Origin of the sequence: Klebsiella sp. JN_Kp122 (genome assembly GCF_040062085.1) — a bacterium.
GTDB lineage: Bacteria > Pseudomonadota > Gammaproteobacteria > Enterobacterales > Enterobacteriaceae > Klebsiella > Klebsiella aerogenes.
Map to the genome: position 1 here is coordinate 1 of NZ_JBEAHW010000026.1, position 22,767 is coordinate 22,767.

The 22,767-nt window shown below is 58.6% G+C and carries 23 protein-coding genes; 6 read left to right on the plus strand and 17 right to left on the minus strand.

Features of this window, described 5'->3' with window-relative positions; translation table 11 throughout:
- Positions 1-162: spermidine/putrescine ABC transporter substrate-binding protein (locus ABLU78_RS12000; RefSeq protein WP_045362671.1), on the minus strand; the 162-nt coding region annotated here is incomplete at its 3' end.
- Positions 163-434: 272 nt separating this feature from the next.
- On the opposite strand from ABLU78_RS12000, the gene ABLU78_RS12005 reads away from it, so the two are divergent.
- A complete protein-coding gene (locus ABLU78_RS12005) occupies positions 435-1,169 on the plus strand; it encodes a response regulator transcription factor (protein WP_048229770.1) in 735 nt (244 codons plus the stop codon).
- 32 nt (positions 1,170-1,201) lie between these two features.
- On the opposite strand, the gene ABLU78_RS12010 is transcribed toward ABLU78_RS12005, so the two are convergent.
- From ABLU78_RS12010 to ABLU78_RS12020, 3 genes are read right to left on the minus strand one after another with little or no spacing between them, the layout of a single operon-like run.
- Positions 1,202-2,143: an ABC transporter substrate-binding protein gene (locus ABLU78_RS12010; protein ID WP_015368709.1), complete on the minus strand. Its 942-nt coding sequence runs from the start codon at positions 2,141-2,143 to the stop codon at positions 1,202-1,204.
- Positions 2,144-2,173: 30 nt separating this feature from the next.
- A complete protein-coding gene (locus ABLU78_RS12015) occupies positions 2,174-3,172 on the minus strand; it encodes a ribose ABC transporter permease (protein ID WP_348820598.1) in 999 nt (332 codons plus the stop codon).
- Positions 3,169-4,689, minus strand: coding sequence for a sugar ABC transporter ATP-binding protein (locus ABLU78_RS12020; protein ID WP_032713455.1), 1,521 nt, complete (start codon positions 4,687-4,689; stop codon positions 3,169-3,171). Before ABLU78_RS12020 ends, ABLU78_RS12015 begins: the two co-directional genes overlap by 4 nt.
- A 189-nt stretch (positions 4,690-4,878) precedes the next feature.
- Between ABLU78_RS12020 and ABLU78_RS12025 the strand changes: the two genes are divergently transcribed.
- A complete protein-coding gene (locus tag ABLU78_RS12025) occupies positions 4,879-7,164 on the plus strand; it encodes a hybrid sensor histidine kinase/response regulator (RefSeq protein ID WP_048229769.1) in 2,286 nt (761 codons plus the stop codon).
- Between the two features lie 70 nt (positions 7,165-7,234).
- A complete protein-coding gene (yjdP, locus tag ABLU78_RS12030) occupies positions 7,235-7,588 on the plus strand; it encodes a DDRRRQL repeat protein YjdP (protein WP_015368705.1) in 354 nt (117 codons plus the stop codon).
- Between the two features lie 22 nt (positions 7,589-7,610).
- Here yjdP and phnP read toward each other — a convergent pair whose 3' ends face one another.
- The 12 genes from phnP to ABLU78_RS12090 form a co-directional block, all read right to left on the minus strand.
- The gene (gene phnP / locus ABLU78_RS12035) at positions 7,611-8,369 is read right to left on the minus strand and encodes a phosphonate metabolism protein PhnP (protein ID WP_015368704.1); all 759 of its coding nucleotides are present in this window, start codon (positions 8,367-8,369) and stop codon (positions 7,611-7,613) included.
- Positions 8,370-8,384: 15 nt separating this feature from the next.
- Positions 8,385-8,948 carry a ribose 1,5-bisphosphokinase gene (gene phnN / locus ABLU78_RS12040; RefSeq protein ID WP_048229767.1) on the minus strand — a complete coding sequence of 188 codons (564 nt, stop codon included), beginning with the start codon at positions 8,946-8,948 and terminating at the stop codon, positions 8,385-8,387.
- Positions 8,948-10,084 carry an alpha-D-ribose 1-methylphosphonate 5-triphosphate diphosphatase gene (gene phnM, locus ABLU78_RS12045; protein ID WP_045362689.1) on the minus strand — a complete coding sequence of 379 codons (1,137 nt, stop codon included), beginning with the start codon at positions 10,082-10,084 and terminating at the stop codon, positions 8,948-8,950. Before phnM ends, phnN begins: the two co-directional genes overlap by 1 nt.
- Positions 10,081-10,761, minus strand: a complete 681-nt coding sequence (gene phnL, locus ABLU78_RS12050) for a phosphonate C-P lyase system protein PhnL (protein WP_047054354.1) — start codon at positions 10,759-10,761, stop codon at positions 10,081-10,083. The genes phnM and phnL overlap by 4 nt, the downstream gene beginning before the upstream one ends.
- 107 nt (positions 10,762-10,868) lie before the next feature.
- Positions 10,869-11,627 carry a phosphonate C-P lyase system protein PhnK gene (gene phnK, locus ABLU78_RS12055; protein WP_015368700.1) on the minus strand — a complete coding sequence of 253 codons (759 nt, stop codon included), beginning with the start codon at positions 11,625-11,627 and terminating at the stop codon, positions 10,869-10,871.
- Positions 11,624-12,472, minus strand: coding sequence for an alpha-D-ribose 1-methylphosphonate 5-phosphate C-P-lyase PhnJ (locus ABLU78_RS12060; RefSeq protein ID WP_047054351.1), 849 nt, complete (start codon positions 12,470-12,472; stop codon positions 11,624-11,626). Before ABLU78_RS12060 ends, phnK begins: the two co-directional genes overlap by 4 nt.
- Positions 12,465-13,529, minus strand: coding sequence for a carbon-phosphorus lyase complex subunit PhnI (locus ABLU78_RS12065; protein ID WP_015704079.1), 1,065 nt, complete (start codon positions 13,527-13,529; stop codon positions 12,465-12,467). Before ABLU78_RS12065 ends, ABLU78_RS12060 begins: the two co-directional genes overlap by 8 nt.
- Positions 13,530-14,114: a phosphonate C-P lyase system protein PhnH gene (gene phnH / locus ABLU78_RS12070; protein ID WP_015368697.1), complete on the minus strand. Its 585-nt coding sequence runs from the start codon at positions 14,112-14,114 to the stop codon at positions 13,530-13,532. It abuts the gene before it with no gap.
- On the minus strand, positions 14,111-14,563 hold the full coding sequence (phnG, locus tag ABLU78_RS12075) for a phosphonate C-P lyase system protein PhnG (RefSeq protein WP_048229764.1): 453 nt from the start codon (positions 14,561-14,563) through the stop codon (positions 14,111-14,113). The genes phnH and phnG overlap by 4 nt, the downstream gene beginning before the upstream one ends.
- Positions 14,564-15,289: a phosphonate metabolism transcriptional regulator PhnF gene (gene phnF / locus ABLU78_RS12080; protein WP_015368695.1), complete on the minus strand. Its 726-nt coding sequence runs from the start codon at positions 15,287-15,289 to the stop codon at positions 14,564-14,566.
- Between the two features lie 156 nt (positions 15,290-15,445).
- Positions 15,446-15,880, minus strand: coding sequence for a VOC family metalloprotein YjdN (yjdN, locus tag ABLU78_RS12085; protein WP_015704080.1), 435 nt, complete (start codon positions 15,878-15,880; stop codon positions 15,446-15,448).
- A 284-nt stretch (positions 15,881-16,164) separates the two neighbouring features.
- The gene (locus ABLU78_RS12090) at positions 16,165-16,500 is read right to left on the minus strand and encodes a zinc ribbon domain-containing protein YjdM (RefSeq protein ID WP_015368693.1); all 336 of its coding nucleotides are present in this window, start codon (positions 16,498-16,500) and stop codon (positions 16,165-16,167) included.
- 534 nt (positions 16,501-17,034) lie between these two features.
- Here ABLU78_RS12090 and proP point away from each other — a divergent pair.
- Positions 17,035-18,537, plus strand: coding sequence for a glycine betaine/L-proline transporter ProP (gene proP, locus ABLU78_RS12095; RefSeq protein ID WP_015704083.1), 1,503 nt, complete (start codon positions 17,035-17,037; stop codon positions 18,535-18,537).
- Positions 18,538-18,587: 50 nt separating this feature from the next.
- On the opposite strand, the gene melR is transcribed toward proP, so the two are convergent.
- Positions 18,588-19,526 (minus strand): transcriptional regulator MelR, encoded by a 939-nt coding sequence (gene melR / locus ABLU78_RS12100; protein WP_032715623.1) that lies wholly within the window; start codon positions 19,524-19,526, stop codon positions 18,588-18,590.
- 239 nt (positions 19,527-19,765) lie between these two features.
- Here melR and ABLU78_RS12105 point away from each other — a divergent pair, with 239 nt between their 5' ends.
- Positions 19,766-21,118 carry an alpha-glucosidase/alpha-galactosidase gene (locus ABLU78_RS12105; RefSeq protein WP_032709635.1) on the plus strand — a complete coding sequence of 451 codons (1,353 nt, stop codon included), beginning with the start codon at positions 19,766-19,768 and terminating at the stop codon, positions 21,116-21,118.
- A gap of 92 nt (positions 21,119-21,210) precedes the next feature.
- Positions 21,211-22,626: a melibiose:sodium transporter MelB gene (gene melB / locus ABLU78_RS12110; protein ID WP_047054350.1), complete on the plus strand. Its 1,416-nt coding sequence runs from the start codon at positions 21,211-21,213 to the stop codon at positions 22,624-22,626.
- The last annotated feature ends 141 nt before the right edge of the window (positions 22,627-22,767 follow it).

The following is a 22,767-nucleotide window of genomic DNA, read 5'->3' on the forward strand; positions in this document are numbered from 1 at the left end:
ATCGTTAATGAAGTCCCAGCCATAATAGCCTTTCAGACACAGGGTTCCCTGATTGGTTTTCCCCTGCGCCGCCTCAGCCCGGACGATTTTGCCGTTATCGACCACCAGGTTGATTTTGCAACCTGATGCGCAATACGGGCAAACCGTGACGACTTTTTTCATCGGTTTTGCTCCAGTTAATCAATTAGCGCTGACGCGCAATCGACCGTCACTATGCATCTTCTATGCCATGTTTTCATTGTGGGTATTGACGGATAGTACGCGGCTTTTTTGGGCGAAATGCTGACGAAAAACAGGTCATCGTCAGTTTTGACGTGACGAAAAGCCAGGAGATGTGACGCCGATTATAAAAACGGCAGCGAAAAATGGATTTGTCGTCGCCCGCTTGCACAATCGACCAGACTGACACTATTCCCGCCAGGCAGAGGTAAACCATGAAACCGGTCATTTTAGTGATTGATGATGACGTCGCGATCTGCGAGCTGCTGAGCGACGTGCTCGGCGCCCACGCGTTCGAGGTGGTGGCCTGCCAGAACGGCGGCGAAGCGCTGGCGACGGTCGCCCGGTGCGCAGATATCGCGCTGGTGCTGCTGGATATGATCTTGCCGGATACCAATGGATTGCTGGTGTTACAACAGCTGCAGCGCACGCGGCCTGAGCTACCGGTGATAATGCTTTCCGGGCTGGGAAGCGAATCGGATGTGGTGGTCGGGCTGGAAATGGGCGCCGACGATTACATCGCCAAACCGTTTAATGCCCGTGTAGTGGTGGCGCGCGTAAAGGCGGTGCTGCGGCGCAGCGGGGCGATCGGCGCGGAAAGCCTCGTGCCGGGCGGGGAGCATGGGCTGTTGTTTAACGGCTGGCGGCTGGATACCCGCCGCTGTGAGCTGTTTAATCCCCAACAGCAGAGCGTGGCGTTAACCCAGGGGGAGTATGGATTGTTGCTGGCGCTGGCGCAAAACGCCCGCCGGGTTCTGAACCGCGAACAGCTGCTGGCGCTGACCCATAATGAGAGCATGGATGTATTCGACCGCACGATCGATGTGCTGATCATGCGCCTGCGGCGTAAAGTTGAGGTCAATCCGCATCAGCCCACTTTGATTAAAACCCTGCGCGGGTTGGGCTACGTCTTCGCCGCTGACGTTATCCATAACGACAAAGCGGCGTAGGGCGAAAAGAGACCCGGCGCCGCTTTGCCGCGTTATTTCACCGTCCAGCCCTTGTAGCTGCTGACGTTATTTTTATCGATCATTTTCACCGGGATCAGCACCGGCGCGGCTGGCGCGGGCTTGCCCTGCAGAATGTCATAACCAATTTCTACCGCCTTCGCCGCCATGACCTGCGGGTCCTGCGCTGGCGTGGCGACGAACAGGGAATTCTTACGCTTCAGCGCCTCTTCGCCGTCCGGGCTGCCGTCGACGCCCACGATAAAGAACTCATTACGTTGCGCCTGTTTCGCCGCCAGATCGGCGCCAATCGCCGTCGGATCGTTAATCGCGAACACGCCGTCAATCTTCGGATTTGCCGCCAGCAGCGACGTCATCACCTCCAGTCCGCCTTCGCGGCTGCCTTTCGCGTTCTGGTTGGCAGAGAGGATTTTGATATCCGGATGTTTTTTGAATTCGGTTTCGCAGCCTTCAACGCGGTTCTGCACCGCGGAAACCGGCGGCCCGTTGATAATCACCACGTTGCCTTTGTTGTTCAGGCGATCGCTAATGTATTTACAGGCCATCGCGCCGGCCTGGGTATTATCGGAGGTGATGGTGGCATCGGCGCCTTCGGCGGCGACGTCAACCGCCACCACCACGATCCCGGCCTCTTTCGCCCGCTTCACCGCCGGGCCGATACCTTTTGAATCAGCGGCGTTGAGGATGATCATATCGACTTTGGCGGCGATAAAGTTATCGATCTGCGCCACCTGCTGCCCCAGGTCGTAGCCGCTCGACACCAGCGTGACCTTCACTTTATCCCCCGCCAGCTTGCGCGCTTCCAGCTCGGCCCCCTTGGTGATTTGCACGAAGAACGGGTTGGCGAGGTCGCCCACCGTCACGCCTATCGCTTGTAGATCTTTGGCCGACGCAAAAGGGGAGGCGGCCAGCAGCGCGCCGGCACACAGCGCGGTCACTATCGGTTTTAAACGCATTCGCTTTTCCTCGCAGATAAGATGTTGTTGTTATGCACTTTGATGGTGTCGGGTACGGTATTTGTCGATCAGCACCGCTATGATGATCACCGCCCCTTTGATCACCAATTGCCAGAAGTAGGAGACGCCCATTAGCGTCATGCCGTTGTTGAGGGTGGCGATAATCAGCGCCCCCACCAGCGTACCGGTGATGGTGCCTATACCGCCGACGAAACTGGTGCCGCCGAGGATCACCGCGGCAATGGCGTCCAGCTCATAACCGACGCCGAGGTTGCCGTTGGCGCTGTACAGCCGCGAGGCGCTCATCACCCCGCCGAGCCCGGAAAGCAGCCCGCTCATGCCGTAGACGAACAGCAGCACCAGCCAGACTTTAATCCCCGTCAGCCGCGCCGCCTGCATGTTGCCGCCAACGGCGTAGATATGAATACCGAGGGTGGTGCGGCGCAGGATAAACCAGCACACCGCCACGACCGCCAGCGCTATCACCACCAGCCACGGCACCGGGCCGAGATAGTTATTGCCGATCCATTCAAAACTAATATCGGAGTTAATCACCGTGGTGCCGTCGGCCAGCAGATAGGCGGCGCCGCGCAGCGCGGTGTAGGTGCCAAGGGTGACAATAAACGGCGGTAGTCCGGCGAAGGCCACCAGCGCGCCGTTGAACAGCCCGAGCAGCAGGCCGAGCATCAGCGCCGCCGGAATCGACAGCATCGCGAATGGCGGGATGAGCGATACCACCATCGCCGCAACCGCGGTGGTGCCGAGAATTGACCCCACCGACAGATCGATACCGCCGGTAAGAATAATAAAGGTCATCCCCGCCGCCAGCACGATGTTGATGGAGGACTGGCGGGTAATATTCAGCAGGTTGCTTTCGGTAAAGAAGTTCGGCGCGACGAAGCCGAACACCGCGATGATCAGGATTAAAATCGGCAGGATGCCGACGGTTTGCATCAGGTCGCCCATCAGCATTTTTTTTGCCGAGGCGGATTTCGCCGCCGGCGCGGAGGTCTCTTTCGGTATGCTCATGCTTGTCCTGCCTTTAGGTGAGAATCGTTCACGCCGGTCGCCAGCGTCATAATACTTTCCTGACTGATCTCGCCAACCTGCAACTCGCCGGCGATAGCGCCTTCGCGCATCACGTATACCCGGTCGCTCATGCCTACGATTTCCGGCAATTCGCTGGAGATCATTAAAATGGCGACGCCCTGGCGGGCCATCTGATTCATGATGCGGTAAATCTCGCTTTTGGCGCCGACGTCAACGCCGCGGGTCGGTTCATCCAGGATAAGAATGCGCGGGCCGATCGCCACCCAGCGTGAAATCAGCAGCTTTTGCTGATTGCCGCCGGAAAGCCCGCCGGCGCGCACCTGAGCATGCGGGACGCGGATGTTCAGCAGCTGGATGGCGTCATCGGAGATGGTTTGCGCCTTCTTACGGTCGAGCATTCCCCAGTTGGCGTCGCGCTCAAGCGTCGCCATGGTGATGTTCTCCTGCGCCGCCAGTTCGAGAAACAGCCCCTGTTCTTTACGGTTTTCGGTCAGAAAGCCGATCCCGAGGTCGATAGCTTCGCGCGGCGAGTGAATAACCACCGGTTCGCCGTCGATTTCAATCACCCCGCCCGTCGCTTTGCGGACGCCGAAAATCAGCTGCGCCAGTTCGGAACGCCCGGCGCCGACCAGTCCGGCCAGGCCAACGATTTCCCCGGCGTGCACCACCAGGCTGCTGGGATGCACTTTGCCGCCGTCGCTAAGATCCTGCACCCGCAGGCGCGGCTGGCCGCGCGGAATATCGCGCTCTTTATTGAACAGATCGCTGAGCGGACGGCCAACCATCATGCGCACTAATTCGGGGGCGCTAAGGTGGTCGCGGGTGAGGCTGCCGACATACTGGCCATCGCGCAGCACGCTGACCCGGTCGGAGAGTTCATACACTTCGGCCATGCGGTGGCTGATATAGATGATTGCCATCCCTTCATCGCGCAGTCGCAAAATTAGCTCAAACAGGCGCTGCGTTTCTCGCGAGGAGAGGGCGGCGGTAGGTTCATCCATCACCAGAATGCGGCTGTTGCGATGCAGCGCGCGGGCGATTTCCACCTGCTGCTGTTCGGCGATAGTCAGCTTCATCACCCGGTCGCTGGCTTTGAACTGCGCGCCGAGCCGGTCGATAACCGCCTGCGCCTGGGACTCCATCTCTTTGCGCTGTACCAGACCGCCGCGGGAAAGCTCGCTGCCGAGGAAAATGTTTTCCGCGACGGTGAGATTCGGCGCCAGCTGCATCTCCTGATAGATAAGCGTGATCCCTGCCGCCAGCGCATCTTTCGGGCCTCTGATCGTCTGCGGTTGTCCGTCGATCAGGATCTCGCCGCTGGAGGCGGTATAGGCGCCGGCGAGGATCTTCATCAACGTGCTTTTTCCCGCGCCGTTTTCGCCCATCAGCGCGTGGATCTCGCCGGGCCAGACCGTCAGATCCACCCCTTTCAGCGCATAAAATTTGCCGAAAACTTTGGCGATGTTGCGCATGGATAGCACCGGTGTTCCCTGCATGCCTGCTCTCCTGGCTGCGTTGTCGATGTCGGCACTTCATCACCGCAACGTAAATGAGTGATGTCATCGGCCATTCATAATTGTCATATTTTTGAATAGTTAATGCAGATCACAATTACGCCGAGAAATTTTCTTCACCTTCGGCGACAGTACGGGAATGATGGGAGAAAACGCCTGACCGGAGTCGCCATGCCTTCTCGCCATCCGTACTTTTTCGTTAGCGCCCGCGGTCGCCTGCTGTCATTTAACTTGTTGATGGTGGCGGTGACGTTAATGGTCGCCGGGGTGGCGATTTTCGGTTTTCGCCATGCCAGTCAGTTGCAGGAGCAGGTGCAGCTGCAAACGCTTAGCGACATGAGCGGCAGTATGAATCTGGCGCGTGATACCGCGAACGTCGCCACCGCGGCGGTGCGGCTGTCGCAGGTGGTTGGCGCGCTGGAGTATAAAAGCGAAGCGCAACGGCTGCTGGAAACCCAACAGGCGCTGAAGCATTCGTTGGGCCAGTTGGCCTCGGCGCCGTTGGCCCGGCAGGAACTGGCGCTGGTAGCGAGCATTATTCGCCGTAGCAACGAGCTGCAGCAGAGCGTCGCCGGCATGCTGGAACGCGGGCAACGCCGCCATCTGCAGCGCAATGAACTGCTGAGCGCGCTGTATCAAAACCAGAGCTATTTGCGCCATTTGCAGGATCTTAACGATCGCGAGGGTAAACCGGCGATCGATCCTCAGCGTTTAAACGAGATGGACCGGTTGATCGTCGCCGCGATACACACTGCGACGCCGCGCTCGATCGTCCTGCAGCTCGATGACATCAGACGCTTTTTACCGCGCAACGATAGCGATTCTGCGCTGGCGTTTATCCTGCCGGATTTCAACGCCGAACTGGCGCGGCTGGCGCCGCTATCGGCGCAGCTTGAAGAGAGCGATCTGGCGATCGGTTGGTATATGTTTCATATCAAAGCGCTGGTTGCGCTGCTTAATGGTGATATTAATCAATATGTTGCCAGAGTCGCTCAAGCTTCGGAGGCGCGAGCGGCGCAAAGCCACCAGCAGTTGCGCTCCATCAGCACGTTTATCCTGCTGGCCGCGCTGCTGGCGCTGGCGATCACCGGGTGCGCTGGCTGGTATATCTATCGTAATCTTGGCCTCAATCTGAATGCGATATCCAGCGCGATGTCGCGGCTGGCGCACGGCGAGCAGAACGTGACGGTGCCGGCCCTGCAACGGCGTGATGAGCTTGGCGAACTGGCGCGCGCCTTTAACGTTTTCGCCCGTAATACCGCTTCCCTTGAACACACCACCCGCCTGCTGCGGGAGAAAACCACCCAGATGGAGATTGACCGCCTTGAGCGACAGGGGCTGGAGGAGGCGCTGCTGCATAGCCAAAAAATGAAAGCCGTCGGCCAGCTTACCGGCGGCCTGGCCCACGATTTTAACAACCTGCTGGCGGTGATTATCGGCAGCCTCGAACTGGTACAGCCGGATGAGCGCGATGCGCCGCGGATATCGCGGGCGCTGAAGGCTGCCGAACGCGGCGCCTTACTTACTCAGCGGTTGCTGGCCTTTTCGCGTAAACAGGCGCTGAACCCGCAGGCGGTGGCGCTGCAGCCGTTGCTGGAGAATGTCTGCGAACTGATGCGTCATTCGCTCCCCGCATCGTTGCGTCTCGAAATAGAAGCGCAGTCGCCTGCCTGGCCGGCGTGGATCGATGTCGGACAACTGGAAAACGCGATTATCAACCTGGTGATGAACGCCCGCGACGCCATGGAGGGGAGGTCAGGCGTTATCGCGCTACGTACCTGGAACCAGCGGGTCACCCGTAGCGATGGACGGCGTCAGGATATGGTGGCGCTGGAGGTGATTGACCACGGCTGCGGCATGTCGCAGGAGATAAAAGCGCAGGTTTTCGAGCCCTTCTTTACCACCAAACAGACCGGTAGCGGCAGCGGTCTTGGGCTGTCGATGGTGTACGGTTTTGTGCGCCAGTCGGGCGGGCGCGTGGCGATTGAAAGCGCGCCGGGGCAGGGCACCACCGTACGTTTGCAGCTACCGCGAGCCACGGCAGCGGTGGAGGATGAACTAACGCCGTTGGATAGCGAACCGATGGTGAGCGGCGAGCAGCTGGCGCTGGTGCTTGAGGATGAAGCCGATGTGCGCCAGACGCTATGCGAGCAGTTGCATCAGCTGGGTTGGCTGACGCTGGAGGCGCAAAGCGGCGAGCAGGCGCTGCAGATGCTGGCGGCCTCCGGGGATATCGCGTTGTTGATTAGCGATTTAATGCTCCCTGGGGGGCTGAGCGGCGCCGAGGTCATTCACGAAGCGCAACGCCGCTTCCCGGCGGTGGCGCTGCTATTGATTAGCGGCCAGGATTTGCGCCCGGCGCATAATCCGGCGTTGCCTGAGGTTGAACGACTGCGCAAGCCTTTCACCCGCACGCAGTTGGCGCAGGCGTTGCGTGCGGCGATGGCGCGGATTTGAGATTCCTCCGCTACACGCGGCAAATAGGGTTGATTAAGGTACCACCAGTACCCTGATGAGACTGGCCACGATGAAACGTTACGCAACCGCTCTGTTTTTTTGCACGCTGGCGCTGAGCAGCCAACTGGCCCATGCCGATATTATTGACGACGCTATTGGCAATATTCAGCAAGCCATCAACGATGCCTACAATCCGGGCAGCAGCCGTTCCGACGACGACGACGGGCGCTATGACGACGGACGCTACGATGACGGCAGCTATCAGGGCAGCCGCCAGCAGCGTAGGGATAACCAGCAGCAATATAACGATCGCCAGCGCCAGCTTGACGACCGCCGTCGCCAGCTGGATGAACGCCAGCGCCAGCTTGATAGCGATCGTCGCCAGCTGGAGAGCGACCAGCGCCGTCTCGACGACGATTACTGATTTTCCATTGCCATGACGCCGGTTACTCCAGCACGATCTCCATGCCGTCGTATCCCGCCTCGAAACCTTTTGGCAGCGGGTTATCCATCATCCAGCGGTCGAACTGATGGCTGATATGGGTGAGGATCACCCGCGGGCAGCCAAGTACCTGGTTCAGCGCGCGCACGGTATTCAAGTCGCTGTGGTTGCGCGGTGTCTCTGTTCTGGGCTCGTGGCTGCAATCGATGACAATCACCTGCGGCTGATTATTAAGTAAAAACTTCAGCGTCTTCTCCGGCAGCCCGGCGGTATCCGCAAGCCATGCCACCCGGCTGTGCGCCGACTCCAGCAGATAGCCGTAGGTCAGCTTCGAGTGGATTAACGGCAGCGGCGTGACCTGTAGCCCCTGTAATTCAAATACCGTGAAGGGGATAACGGTGTGGCTAAAATCGAGGATGCCGGGATGTTTAAACAGATCGTCGCAGCCGATGTCATCCGGCGGGCCGTACACCGCAATCGGATCGCCCACCCCCCAGCGCAGCGGGAACAGCCCCTGCACGTGATCCATATGGTAATGCGTCAATAAAATCTGCTGGAAGCTGCCAGCGGGCTGGCGTTCCGCCAGATCCGCCAGCCCGGCGTCGAGCAGCGTGACCGCATGGTTAAAGCGCACCACCGCGCTGCAGGGGCGGCGGCGATAGCGTGCATCGACGCGGGCGCGCTGGCAGGCGGCGCAGTCGCAGCCGAAGACCGGCACCTGCTGGGCGCCGCCGGTGCCGGTCAGGCGGATCGTCAGGCTCATCGTATTACCTTACCTTCAGGCATGCTGATTCTCTTCACGTCCGGCGTGCTGGCGCAACAGATGGAAGAAACGCTCTACCGATTGCCCGAGGCTGCCGTCGTTATTCAACGTCAGGCAATCGGCCGGTTTATAGCGCGCGGCGCGTTGCAGGCGTTGGGCGATTTCCACGGCATTTTCCCGACCGCGCTGTTCAAGCCGCTGGCGCAACACCGTTGGCGAAACTTCGAGACAAATCGGTACCAGTACGTCATCGTAACGTTCCCGCGCCTGCGCCAGATGCGCGCGCGAGCCGTTGGCGACCACATCAAAACCGGCATGCAGCCAGAGGTCGATCTCTATGCCGACGCCATAGTAATTATTGTTGGCATGCCAGCTTAGCGCGAAAAGATTACGCTCGGCGCGGGTGAAAAACTCATGCTCGCTGAGCGCAATATGGTTCTCGCAGCCCACCAGGTGCGGGCGGGTGATGTAGCGATGCGCGACCAGCAGTTGCGGATGCTCACGCTGGCGCAGCGCGGCCAGCAGACTATCCTTTCCCGACCCCGAGGGGCCGACCAGCCAAATCAGTTTTCCAGGCATTAAAAGACCCTCTTTCCCTGACGCCAGACGTGATCGATATGGACGTGCTGGCCGCGGCGGTGCGCGAGCACCAGATCGGCGCGTTTGCCTTCGGCGATGACGCCGCGGTCATGCAGGCCCAGCGCCTGCGCAGGATGTTTGCTGACCAGACGGACAGCCTGCGCCAGCGTGAAAGCGTTGTCGTCGCTATCGGCGATGCGGAAAGCGGCATCAAGCAGGCTGGCGGGGTAGTAGTCGGAAGAGAGAATATCCAACAGGCCGCTGGCGGCCAGTTGATGCGCGGCGACATTGCCGGAATGCGAGCCGCCGCGCACGATATTCGGCGCCCCCATCAACACATTCATTCCGTGCTGGCGCGAAGCCTGCGCGGCGGCCAACGTGGTGGGAAATTCGGCAATCACGCTGCCAAGCTGGTGGGATTCGGCGACATGTTCATGAGTGGCGTCGTCGTGGCTGGCGAGAGCGATTTGGCGCTCCCGACACATTGCGGCGATAGCCTGGCGATTAGGCTGCGACCAGGCCGCCGCCAGCGCCATTTGCTCTTCTTCGAAGCGTTGCATCTGCTCGCTGCTGAGCTGATATTTGCCCTGATAATATTCGCGATATTTTTCGCGGTTGGCGAACTGGCGTTGACCCGGCGAGTGGTCCATCAGCGACACCAGGGTGACCGGCTCGCGGTCGACCAGCTTTTCAAACAGCGGCAAGGTGGTGTGGTGCGGCAGTTCACAGCGCAGATGCAGGCGATGCTCGGCGCGGTTAAGCCCGCGCTTTTGCGTCTCTTCCACCGCGTTGATCATCTTTTCCAGATTCTCAAGGCGGTCGCCGCCGTCGCGCACGTCGCCAATCGCCACGGCGTCGAGTACGGTGGTGATGCCGCTGGCGACCATTAAAGCATCGTGGCTGCTCATCGCCGAGTGTGCGGGCCAGTCAACCTTTGGCCGCGGGGTGAAGAATTTATCCAGGTTATCGGTATGGAGTTCGATAAGCCCCGGCAGCAGCCAGCCGCCTTCGCCATCGAGGGCACCGGGCAGCCGGCTCTGGCTTTCGGCAAAGGCGTAAATTCGTCCCTCCTGCACTTCCAGCGAACCGTCGATGGTTTCGTCTTCCAGTACCAGCTTTACGTTATTGATTATCATACTGTGATACCCATTGGGTGCAGGCGGTCGGCGACCTGGCCGCGTACCGTTTCATCATGGAAAATACCGACGATAGCTGCGCCGCGCGCTTTAGCCTGCTGGATCAGCGCCACCACCGCAGCGCTGTTGTTGGCATCCAGCGAGGCGGTGGGTTCATCGAGGAGTAAAATCGGATAGTCGACCGCAAAACCGCGGGCGATGTTGACCCGCTGCTGTTCGCCGCCGGAAAAGGTGGACGGCGCCAGATGCCACAGACGCTCCGGCACGTTGAGCTGGGTCAGCAGGCGGGCGGCTTTAGCGGCGCTCTCTTCGCGCGGCGTACCGAGGTCGAGCAGTGGCTGCATGACGACTTCCAGTGCGGATATCCGCGGGATCACCCGCAGAAACTGGCTAACCCAACCGATAGTGGTTTTACGCACTTCCAGCACCTTGCGCGGCGTGGCGGTCACCAGATCTACCCATTCGTCGCCGTGGCGGATATGAATATGACCGCTGTCCGGCAGATAGTTAGCGTACAGCGAGCGCAGCAGCGTCGATTTGCCGCTGCCGGAATGGCCGTGCAGCACCACGCACTCCCCGGCGTTAACGGAAAGCGAAGCGTCGGCGAGCACCGGCAGACGTACGCCGTGCTGTTGGTGCAGAACAAAGGTTTTATGGATGTTTTCAACGCGGATCATTTTAGCCCTCTCGGGGTTGGAGTGCCGGGTGGCGCTTCGCTTACCCGGCCTACGAATAACGCACCTGTAGGCCGGATAAGGCGCAGCCGCCATCCGGCAAAACAGCATCAATTCTGCAACACCGACGACACCAGTAGCTGGGTGTAAGGATGATGCGGATCGTCGAGCACCCGGTCGGTTAAGCCACTTTCCACCACCTGTCCTTGTTTCATCACCAGCAGGCGGTTCGCCAGCAGGCGGGCGACGCCGAGATCGTGGGTGACTATCACCGCCGCCAGCCCTAACTCCACTACCAGCCCGCGCAGGAGATCGAGCAGGCGCGCCTGTACCGAGACGTCCAGCCCGCCGGTGGGTTCATCCATAAACACCAGTTTCGGCTGCGTCACGAGATTGCGAGCGATTTGCAAGCGCTGCTGCATGCCACCGGAAAAGGTGGTCGGCAGGTCGTCGATGCGGGAAGGCGGGATCTCCACCTCCTGCAGCCAGCGTTCGGCGGTGGCGCGAATGTCGCCGTAGTGGCGAGCGCCGGTCGCCATCAGCCGTTCACCGATGTTGCCGCCCGCCGAGACCTGGCGACGCAGGCCGTCCATCGGGTGCTGATGTACAACGCCCCATTCGGTGCGTAGCAGGCGGCGGCGTTCGGCTTCGCTCATGGCATACAGCGAGCGCTGTTGATACCGCACTTCACCCTGTTGCGGCGCCAGACGAGCGGAAATCGCTTTCAGCAGCGTGGTTTTACCGGAGCCGGATTCGCCGACGATGCCGAGCACTTCGCCCGGCCACAGCTCGAAAGAGACATCGCTAAAACCTTTGCCCGGCGCATAGAGATGGGTCAGGTGATTAACTGTAAGTAACGGCTGGCTCATTTTTTCTGCGCCTCGCTCTGTTGGCGGCAATAGTCGGTATCGGAGCAGACAAACATCCGCTGGCCGCTGTCATCCAGCACCACTTCGTCAAGATAGCTGTGGCGAGAACCGCAAATGGCGCAGGGTTCATCCCACTCCTGCACACTAAACGGGTGATCGTCGAAATCGAGGCTTTCGACTGCGGTATAGGGCGGCACCGCGTAGATACGCTTTTCGCGCCCGGCGCCGAACAGCTGCAGCGCCGGCATCATGTGCATTTTGGGGTTATCGAATTTCGGGATCGGCGAAGGGTCCATCACGTAGCGGCCGTTCACCTTCACCGGATAGGCGTAGGTGGTGGCGATATGGCCGAAGCGGGCGATATCCTCATACAGCTTCACCTGGATTACGCCGTACTCTTCCAGCGCGTGCATGGTGCGGGTTTCGGTTTCGCGCGGTTCGATAAAGCGCAGCGGCTCCGGGATCGGCACCTGATAGATCAGGATCTGATCTTCCACTAGCGGCGTTTCCGGGATCCGGTGGCGGGTCTGGATCAGGGTGGCGTCTTCGGTGCGTTCGGTGGTGGCGACGCCGGTTACGCGTTTAAAGAACTGGCGGATCGACACCGCGTTGGTGGTGTCATCGGCGCCCTGATCGATGACCTTCAGTACGTCGTTCTCGCCGATAACGCTGGCGGTCAGTTGGATCCCGCCGGTACCCCAACCGTAGGGCATCGGCATTTCACGGCCGCCGAAGGGCACCTGATAGCCGGGAATGGCCACCGCTTTCAGTATCGCCCGGCGGATCATGCGCTTGGTTTGCTCATCAAGATAAGCAAAGTTATAGCCAGTCAGTGGGTTAGCCACGTTCGTTCTCCCGTTGCAGGCGTTTCAACAGCGCCAGTTCGGCCTGGAAATCGACATAGTGCGGCAGTTTCAGATGCGAGACGAAGCCGGCGGCTTCAACGTTATCGGCGTGCGCCAGCACGAACTCTTCGTCCTGGGCCGGTCCGCTTATCTCTTCGCCGTATTCCGGCGCCTGAAGGGCGCGGTCGACCAGCGCCATGGCCATCGCTTTACGCTCGCTCATGCCAAACGTCAGGCCGTAGCCGCGGGTGAAGTGCGGCGGCTCATCCTCTGGATCGACAAAGCCGTTGACCATTTCGCATTCGGTCAGCAGCAGCTCGCCAATATTGACGCTAAAACCCAGCTCTTCCGGCACGATTTCCACCTGCACGTAGCCGCTGCGGATCTCGCCGGCAAACGGGTGGTTGCGGCCATAGCCGCGCTGGGTTGAGTAGGCCAGCGCCAGCAGATAGCCTTCATCGCCGCGTACCAGCTGCTGCAGCCGCGAGGAGCGCGAGCAGGGATAGACCGGCGGGGTGCGGGTGATATCGTCAGGCGGCGCGCCGCAGTCCGCTTCAGCTTTGGCCAGCCCCTGCTGCGTCAGCAGGTTGAAGACGTGCGGCGTCGGCTGCGTTTCGCTACCGGCTTTCTGCACCGACGGCGGTTCGCCGTTGGCCAGCAGGGCAAAATCGAGCAGGCGGTGGGTATAGTCGTAAGTGGGGCCCAGCAGCTGGCCGCCGGGGATATCTTTGTAGACCGCGGAGATGCGGCGCTCGAGGCGCATCCCGGCGGTATCAACCGGTTCGCTGACCGCCAGCCGCGGCAGGGTGGTGCGGTAGGCGCGCAGCAGGAAAATGGCTTCGACGTTATCGCCGCTGGCCTGCTTCAGCGCCAGCGCCGCCAGTTCGCGGTCGGCGATGCCGCCTTCGGTCATCACCCGGTCCACCGCCAGGCTGAGCTGTTCGCTTATCTGCTCGACGCTCAGTTCGGGAAGCCGTCCATCGCCCCGTCGTTTCTGCTCTTGCAAAGCGTGAGCGGCGCTAATCGCCTTCTCGCCGCCTTTGACGGCAACATACATTTAGCACACCTCCACGTGGGTGGTACGCGGGATAGCCAGCAGGCGCTCGCCGCAGGTCAGGATCAGGTCAATGCCCAGTGGGAACGGGTGCGGGCGTTCGGTTAATTCGTCGATGATGCAGTCCGGGAGCTGGGGGGCGATCATTCGCTCCTCGGCAATGCCCGCGCCGGTCAGGCGCAGCATGCGTCCGCCGCTCAGGCTGGCTAGTTGAACAATCAGCGTGACGCCGGTTTCCGGCGCCGCCACGGTACCAGCGGAAAGGACATTAAGCTGTTCGGCGCTGATGGTGTCGCAGGCGACGGCAAATACCGCCTGCTGCGGCTGTTCCACCAGCGTCGCGCCGGTATGAAAGCGCAGATTTTGGCTGACCAGATCGTTATGCAGCGCGGCGGCCATCCACACCGGGGTGTCGTGATCGGCCAGGGTCAGCAGCAAGCTGGTGGAGGCGATATTCAATGGCTGCCAGCCGTGCTGAAGCTGCTGCAGGGAGACAATCACTCCCGGCTCGCTCATTGCTTTCAGCAGGCGGCGGAAACTGTGTTGGGCATCCTGCACCGGTAGGGTAAAGGCGGTTTGTAATGTCATGCGTTATCTCCGCGAACCAGAGTAAAGAAGTCGACCCGGCTGGCGTTGACTTCGGCGCGGCGGGCGTCGAGGCGCGCGCCGCGTTGTGCTTCCAGCGGGGTAATGAGGGTTTCCATTAAGGTGTGAAAATAGTGAGGCGATTGCAGCAGGCCATCGATCGCCGCGCAGCGTTCGGCGTGGGGGCGGTCGCGGCCCAGAATCCAGCTGTAGCCGAGGGTGCCATCGGCCAGGCGTACGGCGGCGCGGGTCAGAGTGGCGTCACCGGCAAAGAAACGATCGCCGATGCCGCCCATACGCGCCTGGAGCTGTACCAGCCCGGTTTCCGGGGCGCGAATTAATTCATACTCCGGCGCCAGCCGCAGCGATTGCATGCGCGCCAGAAGGTCCTGCGGTTCACTGTGGGCCAGCACGGACATCCAACGCTGGCGGGTGGCGGTATCGAAGTGCATTCAGTGCTCCATGGTGAATTCAATCATGTCGGCGCGGGTCAGGCTGACGGAGTACTCCGTCGTGACAGTCTCGCCCTCGCGGCTATTGAGCGTGCGTACGCACAGCAGCGGCGCCATATTGGGGATTTCCAGCAGCTTGCTCTCTTTCGCCTGCGCGCGGCGGGCGCTGATTTTGGTGCGTACGCGGGTCAGTTCGATGGCGAGTTGGTCGCGCAGCAGGTCGTGTAGCGAACCGTGGGTGAAGGTTTGCAGCACCGGCCAGAAGCGCAGATCGGCGAAGTAGTGGTCAATCAAACACAGCGCCACGCCGTTAACCCGGCGCAGGGTGCGCAGATGAATGACGGTTTCGCCTTCGGCAATGCCAAAGGCTTCGGCAACGTGGCTGCTGGCCGGGCGCAGCACCGACAGCAGTTTCTCGCTGGTCGGGTGGCTGCCTTGTTCCAGCAGATTCTGGCTAAAACGCGCCTGGGCGTTGAGCGGGTAGTCGATGGGGCGCATCAATACCAGTACGCCGACGCCCTGGCGGCGCTGGACCCATCCGCGTTCCACCAGCTGATCGATGGCGCGGCGTAGGGTGTGGCGGTTAACTTCAAAGCGCGCCGCCAGCTGTTGTTCCGCAGGCAAATAGTCGCCGCAGCGATAGTGATGGCGCAGCTCCTGTTCAAGCCTGGCGGCAATTTCCTGATACCGGGTGGGGTAACTGGTCGGATGTCTGGATAAGTACATGGTTATCGAGCCTCACTAAGTACCTTGGGGTTCCCCGTTGAGCGTGGGCCGATACTGACGCGTTTTTGTTACATTCCTGTTAAGTCACGATGACCGCAGGATGAAGAGTTAATGCCGGTGAGATGACAGGGCGGAGAAGCCGCCCTGGAGAGAAGATTAGGGTTGTTTGACGACGTTAACCATCCACGGCACGCCGAAGCGATCGACCACTTTGCCGAAACCGTGGGCCCAGAAGGTCTCCTGCCATGCCATTTCGATGCGCCCGCCATCGGCCAGCGCCTCAAACCAGTGTTTGCCTTCAGCAATATCTTTCGGCTCCAGCACGAGGACGAATCCCGCGTAATGTTCCATGTCGCTACTGGGGCTATCGCTCAACATCAAAATACTGTCGGCGACCTGCAGGCTGGCGTGGGCGATGCAGTCGGCGGCAAGATGTTGCCCGGAGGCGCAACCATCTTCGGCATCCTGGGCGCTCTGCGGCATTTCGCCGTAGGTGATTTGGTGGATAAGCTGCGCCCCCAGCGCCTGCTGATAGAAGGCGATGGCGGCAGCACAGTTGCCGCTAAAAGCGATGTAAGGACTCAGGGACATAACCATGACCTCAGATAACCAATGACCCATAAAGCGTAGTTGGTGACGGGCAAAAGAAGCCAGGCGGCAAAGCGGGGTGAATTTTTCTGAAAATGCGTCGCCGCGTGGCGGGAAGGCAGAGACGAAATGAGAATTGATCGCGCGGTTCGGCCTGGAGATTTCGGGAATAATTTTCGCGAAATTAGCAAAATAATTTCGCCACGATCCGCCGCTGATATTCGGACGTGCCGGCGAGGTTGCCGCCAGCGCCGGAAAAATAATGGCGCTGGCGTAAAAAAAATTAATTAGTTCTTTTTGACGAATTCAGATTTCAGCTTCATCGGGCCAAAACCGTCAATTTTGCAGTCGATGTTGTGATCGCCTTCGACCAGACGGATATTCTTCACTTTGGTGCCGATTTTCAGCATAGAAGAACTGCCTTTTACCTTCAGATCTTTCACCACGGTGACGCTGTCGCCATCGGCAAGTAAGTTGCCGTTAGCGTCTTTTACAATCAGCGCGTCGGCATCGTCGGCCGGCTCGGCATTGTTCCACTCGTGGGCGCATTCCGGGCAGATGTACATGCCGTTATCTTCATATGTGTATTCAGAATGGCATTTTGGGCAGTGTGGAAGTTGCATGGCGTTCCTCGTGATTACTGGGAAAAACAGGACGTTGGTACGTTAAACAGCGGCTGTGAGCCGAAAGTGCGGCTGATTATAGCGCAATCCCGCACTTTTGTCGGGTATTTTTTCCAGGAAATAACGCAGGGTAATTATTTTGGCTTTGCGGAGAATATGCTGAAAAACAGACGTTAATAAAGTCCAGAAATAAACATCGGCGGCGAAACAGAGATTGAACTTATTCATTTTATTTGGCTCTGTAATTAAGCTGGGCGAATTTTTCGTGAAGTTGATCCCAAATTTAAACGCTGGTAGGGTAAAAAGGGATGTAAGTAAATTCGTCACTGCTTATTTGGTAAGTGAATTATTAATTTAAGGCCAGAGCAGGCGTCAACAGGTTCGGTTGTACACTCTGTCAGAAAGACAGTGCAGGCAAACCTGCTACGCTTGAAATGTGGAGCACAGCACTTCGCCGCTCCCAACGTACGTCGCGAATGACCTCGTCATTTGGCGAGGAGTCGTGCGCTCAAGGCGATAGCACAGAGGAAAAGTATGCTTAAAAGGAAAAAAATAAAGCCGATTACGCTTAGGGATGTCACTATCATCGATGATAGCAAGCTGCGAAAAGCCATCACCGCGGCCTCGCTCGGTAATGCGATGGAGTGGTTCGATTTCGGTGTGTATGGTTTTGTGGCTTATGCCCTCGGTAAAGTCTTCTTCCCCGATGCCGATCCCAGCGTGCAGATGATTGCCGCGCTCGGTACTTTCTCGGTTCCTTTCTTGATTCGTCCGCTCGGCGGCCTGTTCTTCGGGATGCTCGGCGATAAATACGGTCGACAAAAAATCTTAGCGATCACCATCGTTATCATGTCGATAAGTACATTCTGTATCGGTCTTATTCCGTCGTATGCCACCATTGGTATCTGGGCGCCGATTCTGCTGCTGCTGTGTAAAATGGCGCAGGGCTTTTCGGTAGGCGGCGAATATACCGGGGCGTCGATCTTCGTGGCCGAATACTCGCCTGACCGTAAACGCGGGTTTATGGGCAGTTGGCTGGACTTCGGTTCGATTGCCGGCTTCGTAATGGGCGCAGGCGTGGTGGTACTGATTTCCAGCGTCGTGGGCGAAGAGAACTTCCTCGACTGGGGCTGGCGTATTCCGTTCTTCCTGGCGCTGCCGCTAGGGATTATCGGTCTGTACCTGCGTCACGCGCTGGAAGAGACGCCGGCGTTCCAGCAGCACGTGGATACCCTTGAACAGGGCGACCGCGAAGGCCTGCAGGAAGGTCCGAAAGTCTCCTTTAAAGAGATTGCCACCAAACACTGGCGTAGCTTGCTGACCTGTATTGGCCTGGTGATTTCCACCAACGTGACCTATTACATGCTGTTGACCTACATGCCGAGCTACCTGTCGCATAACCTGCACTACTCGGAAGATCACGGCGTACTGATTATTATCGCCATCATGGTCGGCATGTTGTTTGTCCAGCCGGTTATCGGCATGCTGAGTGACCGTTTTGGCCGCCGTCCGTTTATCCTGGTGGGTAGCGTCGCGCTGTTCGCGTTGTCTATCCCGGCCTTTATCATGATTAACAGTAACGTGATTGGCCTGATCTTCGCCGGTCTGCTGCTGCTGGCGGTGGTGCTGAACTGCTTTATCGGCGTGATGGCCTCATCGCTGCCGGCGATGTTCCCGACCCACATCCGCTTCAGCGCTCTGGCCAGCGCCTTTAACATCTCGGTGCTGATCGCCGGTCTGACGCCGACGCTGGCGGCATGGCTGGTGGAAACCACCCAGAACCTGATGATGCCGGCTTACTATCTGATGGTGATTGCGGTGATTGGCCTGATTACCGGCCTGTCGATGAAAGAGACCGCTAACCGTCCGCTGAAAGGGGCGACGCCGGCGGCGTCCGATATCCAGGAAGCGAAAGAAATTCTGGGCGAGCACTACGATAACATCGAACATAAAATCGAAGATATCGATCAGGAAATCGCCGACCTGCAGGAAAAACGCGCCCGTCTGGTACAGCAGCATCCACGTATCAACGACTAACCGTTTTAAGCTGTGAAAAATGCCGCCGTGGGAGACCCCGGCGGCATTTTTTATGGCTGCGGCGACGCGAGGCTGTGGCGGCGCTGCTGGCTCAATTTACGGTACTGCTGCGGCGGCATGCCGACATAGCGGGTGAAGGTACTGTAGAAGCGGCTGCTGGAGCGGAACCCGGCGGTGAGGGCGATATCAAGAATGGTCTTATCGGTATCGCTCAGCAGCGCGCGCACGTGATTGATGCGCATGGCGGTAATGTACTGCTTCATGGTCTGCTGCATCACCCGCTGAAAAACGCCCATCGCGTAGTTCGGGTTGAGTTTAACGTGCTCGGCGACGGCATCGACGGTCAGCGCCTGGTCATAATGGGCGGCGATAAATTCCAGCATCTGGCTAACGTAAAACTGCGCGTGGCGCGAGACGCTGTTCTTGTGCGTGCGCGAGGTCTTATTGACCAGAATCGGCTGCCAGCCGGCGAGACTCAGCCGCTTGAGCATCAGGGCGATTTCATCGATCGCCAACTGGCGAATCTGTTCATTCTCGTGATTCAACTCCTGCTGCCAACGGCGCACTTCAAAAGCGCTTAACTGCTGGGCGGCGAGAGATTTAATCACCATCCCGTGGGTGACGTGGTTTATCAGTTCGCGATCCAGCGGCCACGACAGAAACAGATGCATCGGCAGGTTGAATATCGCCATCTGCTGGCAGTCGCCGGGGCGGGTCAACTGATGCGGCGTACAGGCCCAAAACAGGGTGATATAGCCTTTCTCAATGCGCACCACTTCATTGTTAATCAAATATTCCACGTCGCCGTCGAACGGCACGTTGACCTCTACCTGGCCGTGCCAGTGGCTGGTGGCCATGGCGTGCGGAGGGCGCAGTTCGATATCCATGCGCTGATACTCGGAATAGAGCGCCAGCGGGCTGCGGCTCTGCTTTTCATCGCTGCTGCACATGTGCGGGTCGGGGGGCAGGGAAGTGAAGCGGTGTTCCATCATGGGCGGATTCCTGGATCGTCAGAGTGGCTGCGTTTTTAGCCTGAACTGATTACAGCTTAGCGGAATCATCGGCCCGTTTTCTCTCCTTTTAAGCCGATCTATTCCCAAAAACTCAGATTTTGTGGCGTTCAATGGCCGATCTGAGTTTCCGGGAATGCTCCGGTGGGAACGGGGCAGCGCAGCGGCGAGCGGCATGCCACTCTGAAAGTGTTCAATGACCTGATGGAGAGAGCGCGATGTCCGCCCCAAAAATTACCTTTATCGGCGCCGGTTCGACGGTGTTTGTTAAAAATATTCTCGGTGATGTTTTCCAGCGCCCGGCGTTGAAATCGGCGCATATCGCGCTGATGGATATCGACGAAACCCGGCTGGAAGAGTCGCATACCGTGGTGCGAAAGCTGATGGATTCCGTCGGTGCGAATGGCGAAATTAGCTGCCATCGCGATCGTAAAACCGCCTTGCGCGACGCCGATTTTGTCGTCGTCGCCTTCCAGATTGGCGGCTATGAACCCTGTACTGTCACCGATTTCGAAGTCTGTAAACGCCACGGCCTTGAGCAGACCATTGCCGATACGCTGGGACCGGGAGGCATTATGCGCGCGCTGCGCACTATCCCGCACCTGTGGGCTATCTGCGACGACATGACCGAGGTCTGCCCAAACGCCACCATGCTTAACTACGTTAATCCGATGGCGATGAACACCTGGGCGATGTACGCCCGCTACCCGCATATCAAGCAGGTGGGTCTGTGTCACTCGGTGCAAGGCACAGCAGAAGAGCTGGCGCGCGATCTTAACCTCGACCCGGCGGATTTACGCTACCGCTGCGCGGGGATTAACCATATGGCGTTCTATCTGTCGCTGGAGAAAAAGCTCGCGGACGGCAGCTACGTCAGTATCTATCCCGACCTGCTGCAGGCCTACGCCGAAGGGCGGGCGCCGAAACCGAACCTGCACGGCAATCCGCGCTGCGAAAACATCGTCCGCTATGAGATGTTCAAAAAGCTGGGCTACTTTGTCACCGAATCGTCGGAGCATTTCGCCGAATACACGCCATGGTTTATCAAGCCGGGACGCGACGATCTTATCGCTCGCTATAAAGTACCGCTGGATGAGTACCCTAAACGCTGCGTCGAGCAGCTGGCCAACTGGCATAAAGAGCTGGAGAGCTATAAAAGCGGCGAGCGGATCGAGGTTAAACCTTCGCGCGAGTATGCCAGCACCATCATGAACGCTATCTGGACCGGCGAGCCAAGCGTAGTGTACGGCAACGTGCGCAACGATAATCTTATCGACAACCTGCCTCAGGGCTGCTGCGTGGAAGTTGCCTGCCTGGTGGATGCCAACGGCATCCAGCCGACGAAAGTGGGCGCGCTGCCGGCGCATCTGGCGGCGCTGATGCAGACCAACATCAACGTGCAGACGCTGCTGACGCAGGCGATCCTCAACGAAGACCGGGATTACGTCTATTACGCCACGATGATGGATCCGCACACCGCTGCGGTGCTGGGGATCGAAGAGATCTACGCGCTGGTGGACGATCTTATCGCCAGCCACGGCGACTGGCTGCCGGCCTGGCTGCACCGCTAATCTTCTCATGCCGCCGAGGGATCTGGCCCGGCGGCGCCTGCCATGCTCTATCAAACGCTAAAGGAGGCGCTGGCGACAGCGACCTGTACCCTATGAGTATTTCAATGACAACAAAGCTCAGCTACGGATTTGGTGCTTTTGGTAAAGATTTCGCTATCGGTATCGTTTACATGTATCTGATGTATTACTACACCGATATTGTTGGCCTATCGGTTGGGGTGGTTGGCACCTTGTTTCTGGTGGCGAGGATCCTTGATGCGATAGCCGATCCGATCATGGGATGGATCGTCAACTGCACGCGATCGCGATGGGGGAAATTCAAGCCGTGGATCCTGATCGGAACTATCACCAACTCGGTGGTGTTGTATATGCTGTTCAGCGCCCATCACTTCAGCGGCGGAGCGCTACTGGCGTGGGTGTGGCTGACCTACCTGCTGTGGGGCTTCACCTATACCATCATGGATGTGCCGTTCTGGTCGCTGGTGCCGACCATTACCCTTGATAAACGCGAACGTGAACAGCTGGTGCCTTACCCGCGCTTTTTCGCCAGCCTTGCCGGGTTTGTGACGGCCGGGGTCACACTGCCGTTTGTCAGCGCCGTCGGCGGCGCCGATCGCGGCTTCGGTTTCCAGATGTTTACCTTGGTGCTGATTGCCTTTTTCGTAATTTCCACCCTCGTTACCTTGCGCAACGTCCATGAGGTTTACTCGTCGGATAGCGGCGTGAGCGAGGATTCCAGCCATCTTTCACTGCGTCAGATGGTGGCGCTCATCTATAAAAACGATCAGCTGGCCTGCCTGTTGGGCATGGCGCTGGCCTATAACACGGCGGCGAATATCATTGCCGGCTTCGCGATTTATTACTTTACCTACGTCATTGGCAGCGCGGAGATGTTCCCGTATTACATGTCCTACGCGGGCGCGGCGAATTTGCTGACGCTGATCTTGTTCCCTCGACTGGTAAAAGGGCTGTCGCGGCGCATTCTGTGGGCGGGGGCATCGATCATGCCGGTGCTGGGCTGTGGCGTGCTGTTGCTGATGGCGCTGAGCGGCGTTTACAACATCGCGCTGATTTCGCTGGCCGGGGTGCTGTTGAATATCGGCACCGCACTGTTCTGGGTGCTGCAGGTCATTATGGTGGCCGATACCGTCGACTACGGCGAATATACGATGAATATCCGCTGTGAAAGCATCGCCTACTCGGTGCAGACGCTGGTGGTCAAAGCCGGTTCGGCGTTTGCGGCCTGGTTTATCGCCATCGTGCTGGGTATCATTGGCTACGTGCCGAATACGGCACAATCGCCTCACACGCTGCTGGGGATGCAGGCGATTATGATTGCGCTGCCGACGCTCTTTTTTGCCCTGACGCTGTTTCTCTATTTCCGTTATTACAAGCTGAATGGCGATATGTTGCGACGTATTCAGATTCACCTGCTGGATAAATATCGTCGGGTACCGGAAAATGTCGTCGAGCCGGAACGGCCGATTGTGGTACCCAATCAGGTGTAAAAAGCGTGCGCAACCCGCTGGCGAAAGAGGGGAGGGATGCTCTCTTTTTGCACAAAAATAGCGTTTAAAATAGACAAAAATGAAAATTTTTAGTTCTCTGTTTTGTCTCTATAAGTTCTCCATTTGAACTCAATGGGTTAA

Coding starts and splice junctions, on each gene's coding strand:
- melB (WP_047054350.1), top strand. CDS start 21,211: ATGAGTATTTCAATGACAACAAAGCTCAGCTACGGATTTGGTGCTTTT.
- phnP (WP_015368704.1), bottom strand. CDS start 8,369: ATGAGCCTGACGATCCGCCTGACCGGCACCGGCGGCGCCCAGCAGGTG.
- yjdN (WP_015704080.1), bottom strand. CDS start 15,880: ATGTCCCTGAGTCCTTACATCGCTTTTAGCGGCAACTGTGCTGCCGCC.
- ABLU78_RS12090 (WP_015368693.1), bottom strand. CDS start 16,500: ATGCAACTTCCACACTGCCCAAAATGCCATTCTGAATACACATATGAA.
- ABLU78_RS12025 (WP_048229769.1), top strand. CDS start 4,879: ATGCCTTCTCGCCATCCGTACTTTTTCGTTAGCGCCCGCGGTCGCCTG.
- phnK (WP_015368700.1), bottom strand. CDS start 11,627: ATGAGCCAGCCGTTACTTACAGTTAATCACCTGACCCATCTCTATGCG.
- phnM (WP_045362689.1), bottom strand. CDS start 10,084: ATGATAATCAATAACGTAAAGCTGGTACTGGAAGACGAAACCATCGAC.
- yjdP (WP_015368705.1), top strand. CDS start 7,235: ATGAAACGTTACGCAACCGCTCTGTTTTTTTGCACGCTGGCGCTGAGC.
- ABLU78_RS12015 (WP_348820598.1), bottom strand. CDS start 3,172: ATGAGCATACCGAAAGAGACCTCCGCGCCGGCGGCGAAATCCGCCTCG.
- phnG (WP_048229764.1), bottom strand. CDS start 14,563: ATGCACTTCGATACCGCCACCCGCCAGCGTTGGATGTCCGTGCTGGCC.
- proP (WP_015704083.1), top strand. CDS start 17,035: ATGCTTAAAAGGAAAAAAATAAAGCCGATTACGCTTAGGGATGTCACT.
- ABLU78_RS12010 (WP_015368709.1), bottom strand. CDS start 2,143: ATGCGTTTAAAACCGATAGTGACCGCGCTGTGTGCCGGCGCGCTGCTG.
- phnN (WP_048229767.1), bottom strand. CDS start 8,948: ATGCCTGGAAAACTGATTTGGCTGGTCGGCCCCTCGGGGTCGGGAAAG.
- phnH (WP_015368697.1), bottom strand. CDS start 14,114: ATGACATTACAAACCGCCTTTACCCTACCGGTGCAGGATGCCCAACAC.
- ABLU78_RS12005 (WP_048229770.1), top strand. CDS start 435: ATGAAACCGGTCATTTTAGTGATTGATGATGACGTCGCGATCTGCGAG.
- melR (WP_032715623.1), bottom strand. CDS start 19,526: ATGGAACACCGCTTCACTTCCCTGCCCCCCGACCCGCACATGTGCAGC.
- ABLU78_RS12020 (WP_032713455.1), bottom strand. CDS start 4,689: ATGCAGGGAACACCGGTGCTATCCATGCGCAACATCGCCAAAGTTTTC.
- ABLU78_RS12065 (WP_015704079.1), bottom strand. CDS start 13,529: ATGTATGTTGCCGTCAAAGGCGGCGAGAAGGCGATTAGCGCCGCTCAC.
- phnL (WP_047054354.1), bottom strand. CDS start 10,761: ATGATCCGCGTTGAAAACATCCATAAAACCTTTGTTCTGCACCAACAG.
- ABLU78_RS12105 (WP_032709635.1), top strand. CDS start 19,766: ATGTCCGCCCCAAAAATTACCTTTATCGGCGCCGGTTCGACGGTGTTT.
- phnF (WP_015368695.1), bottom strand. CDS start 15,289: ATGTACTTATCCAGACATCCGACCAGTTACCCCACCCGGTATCAGGAA.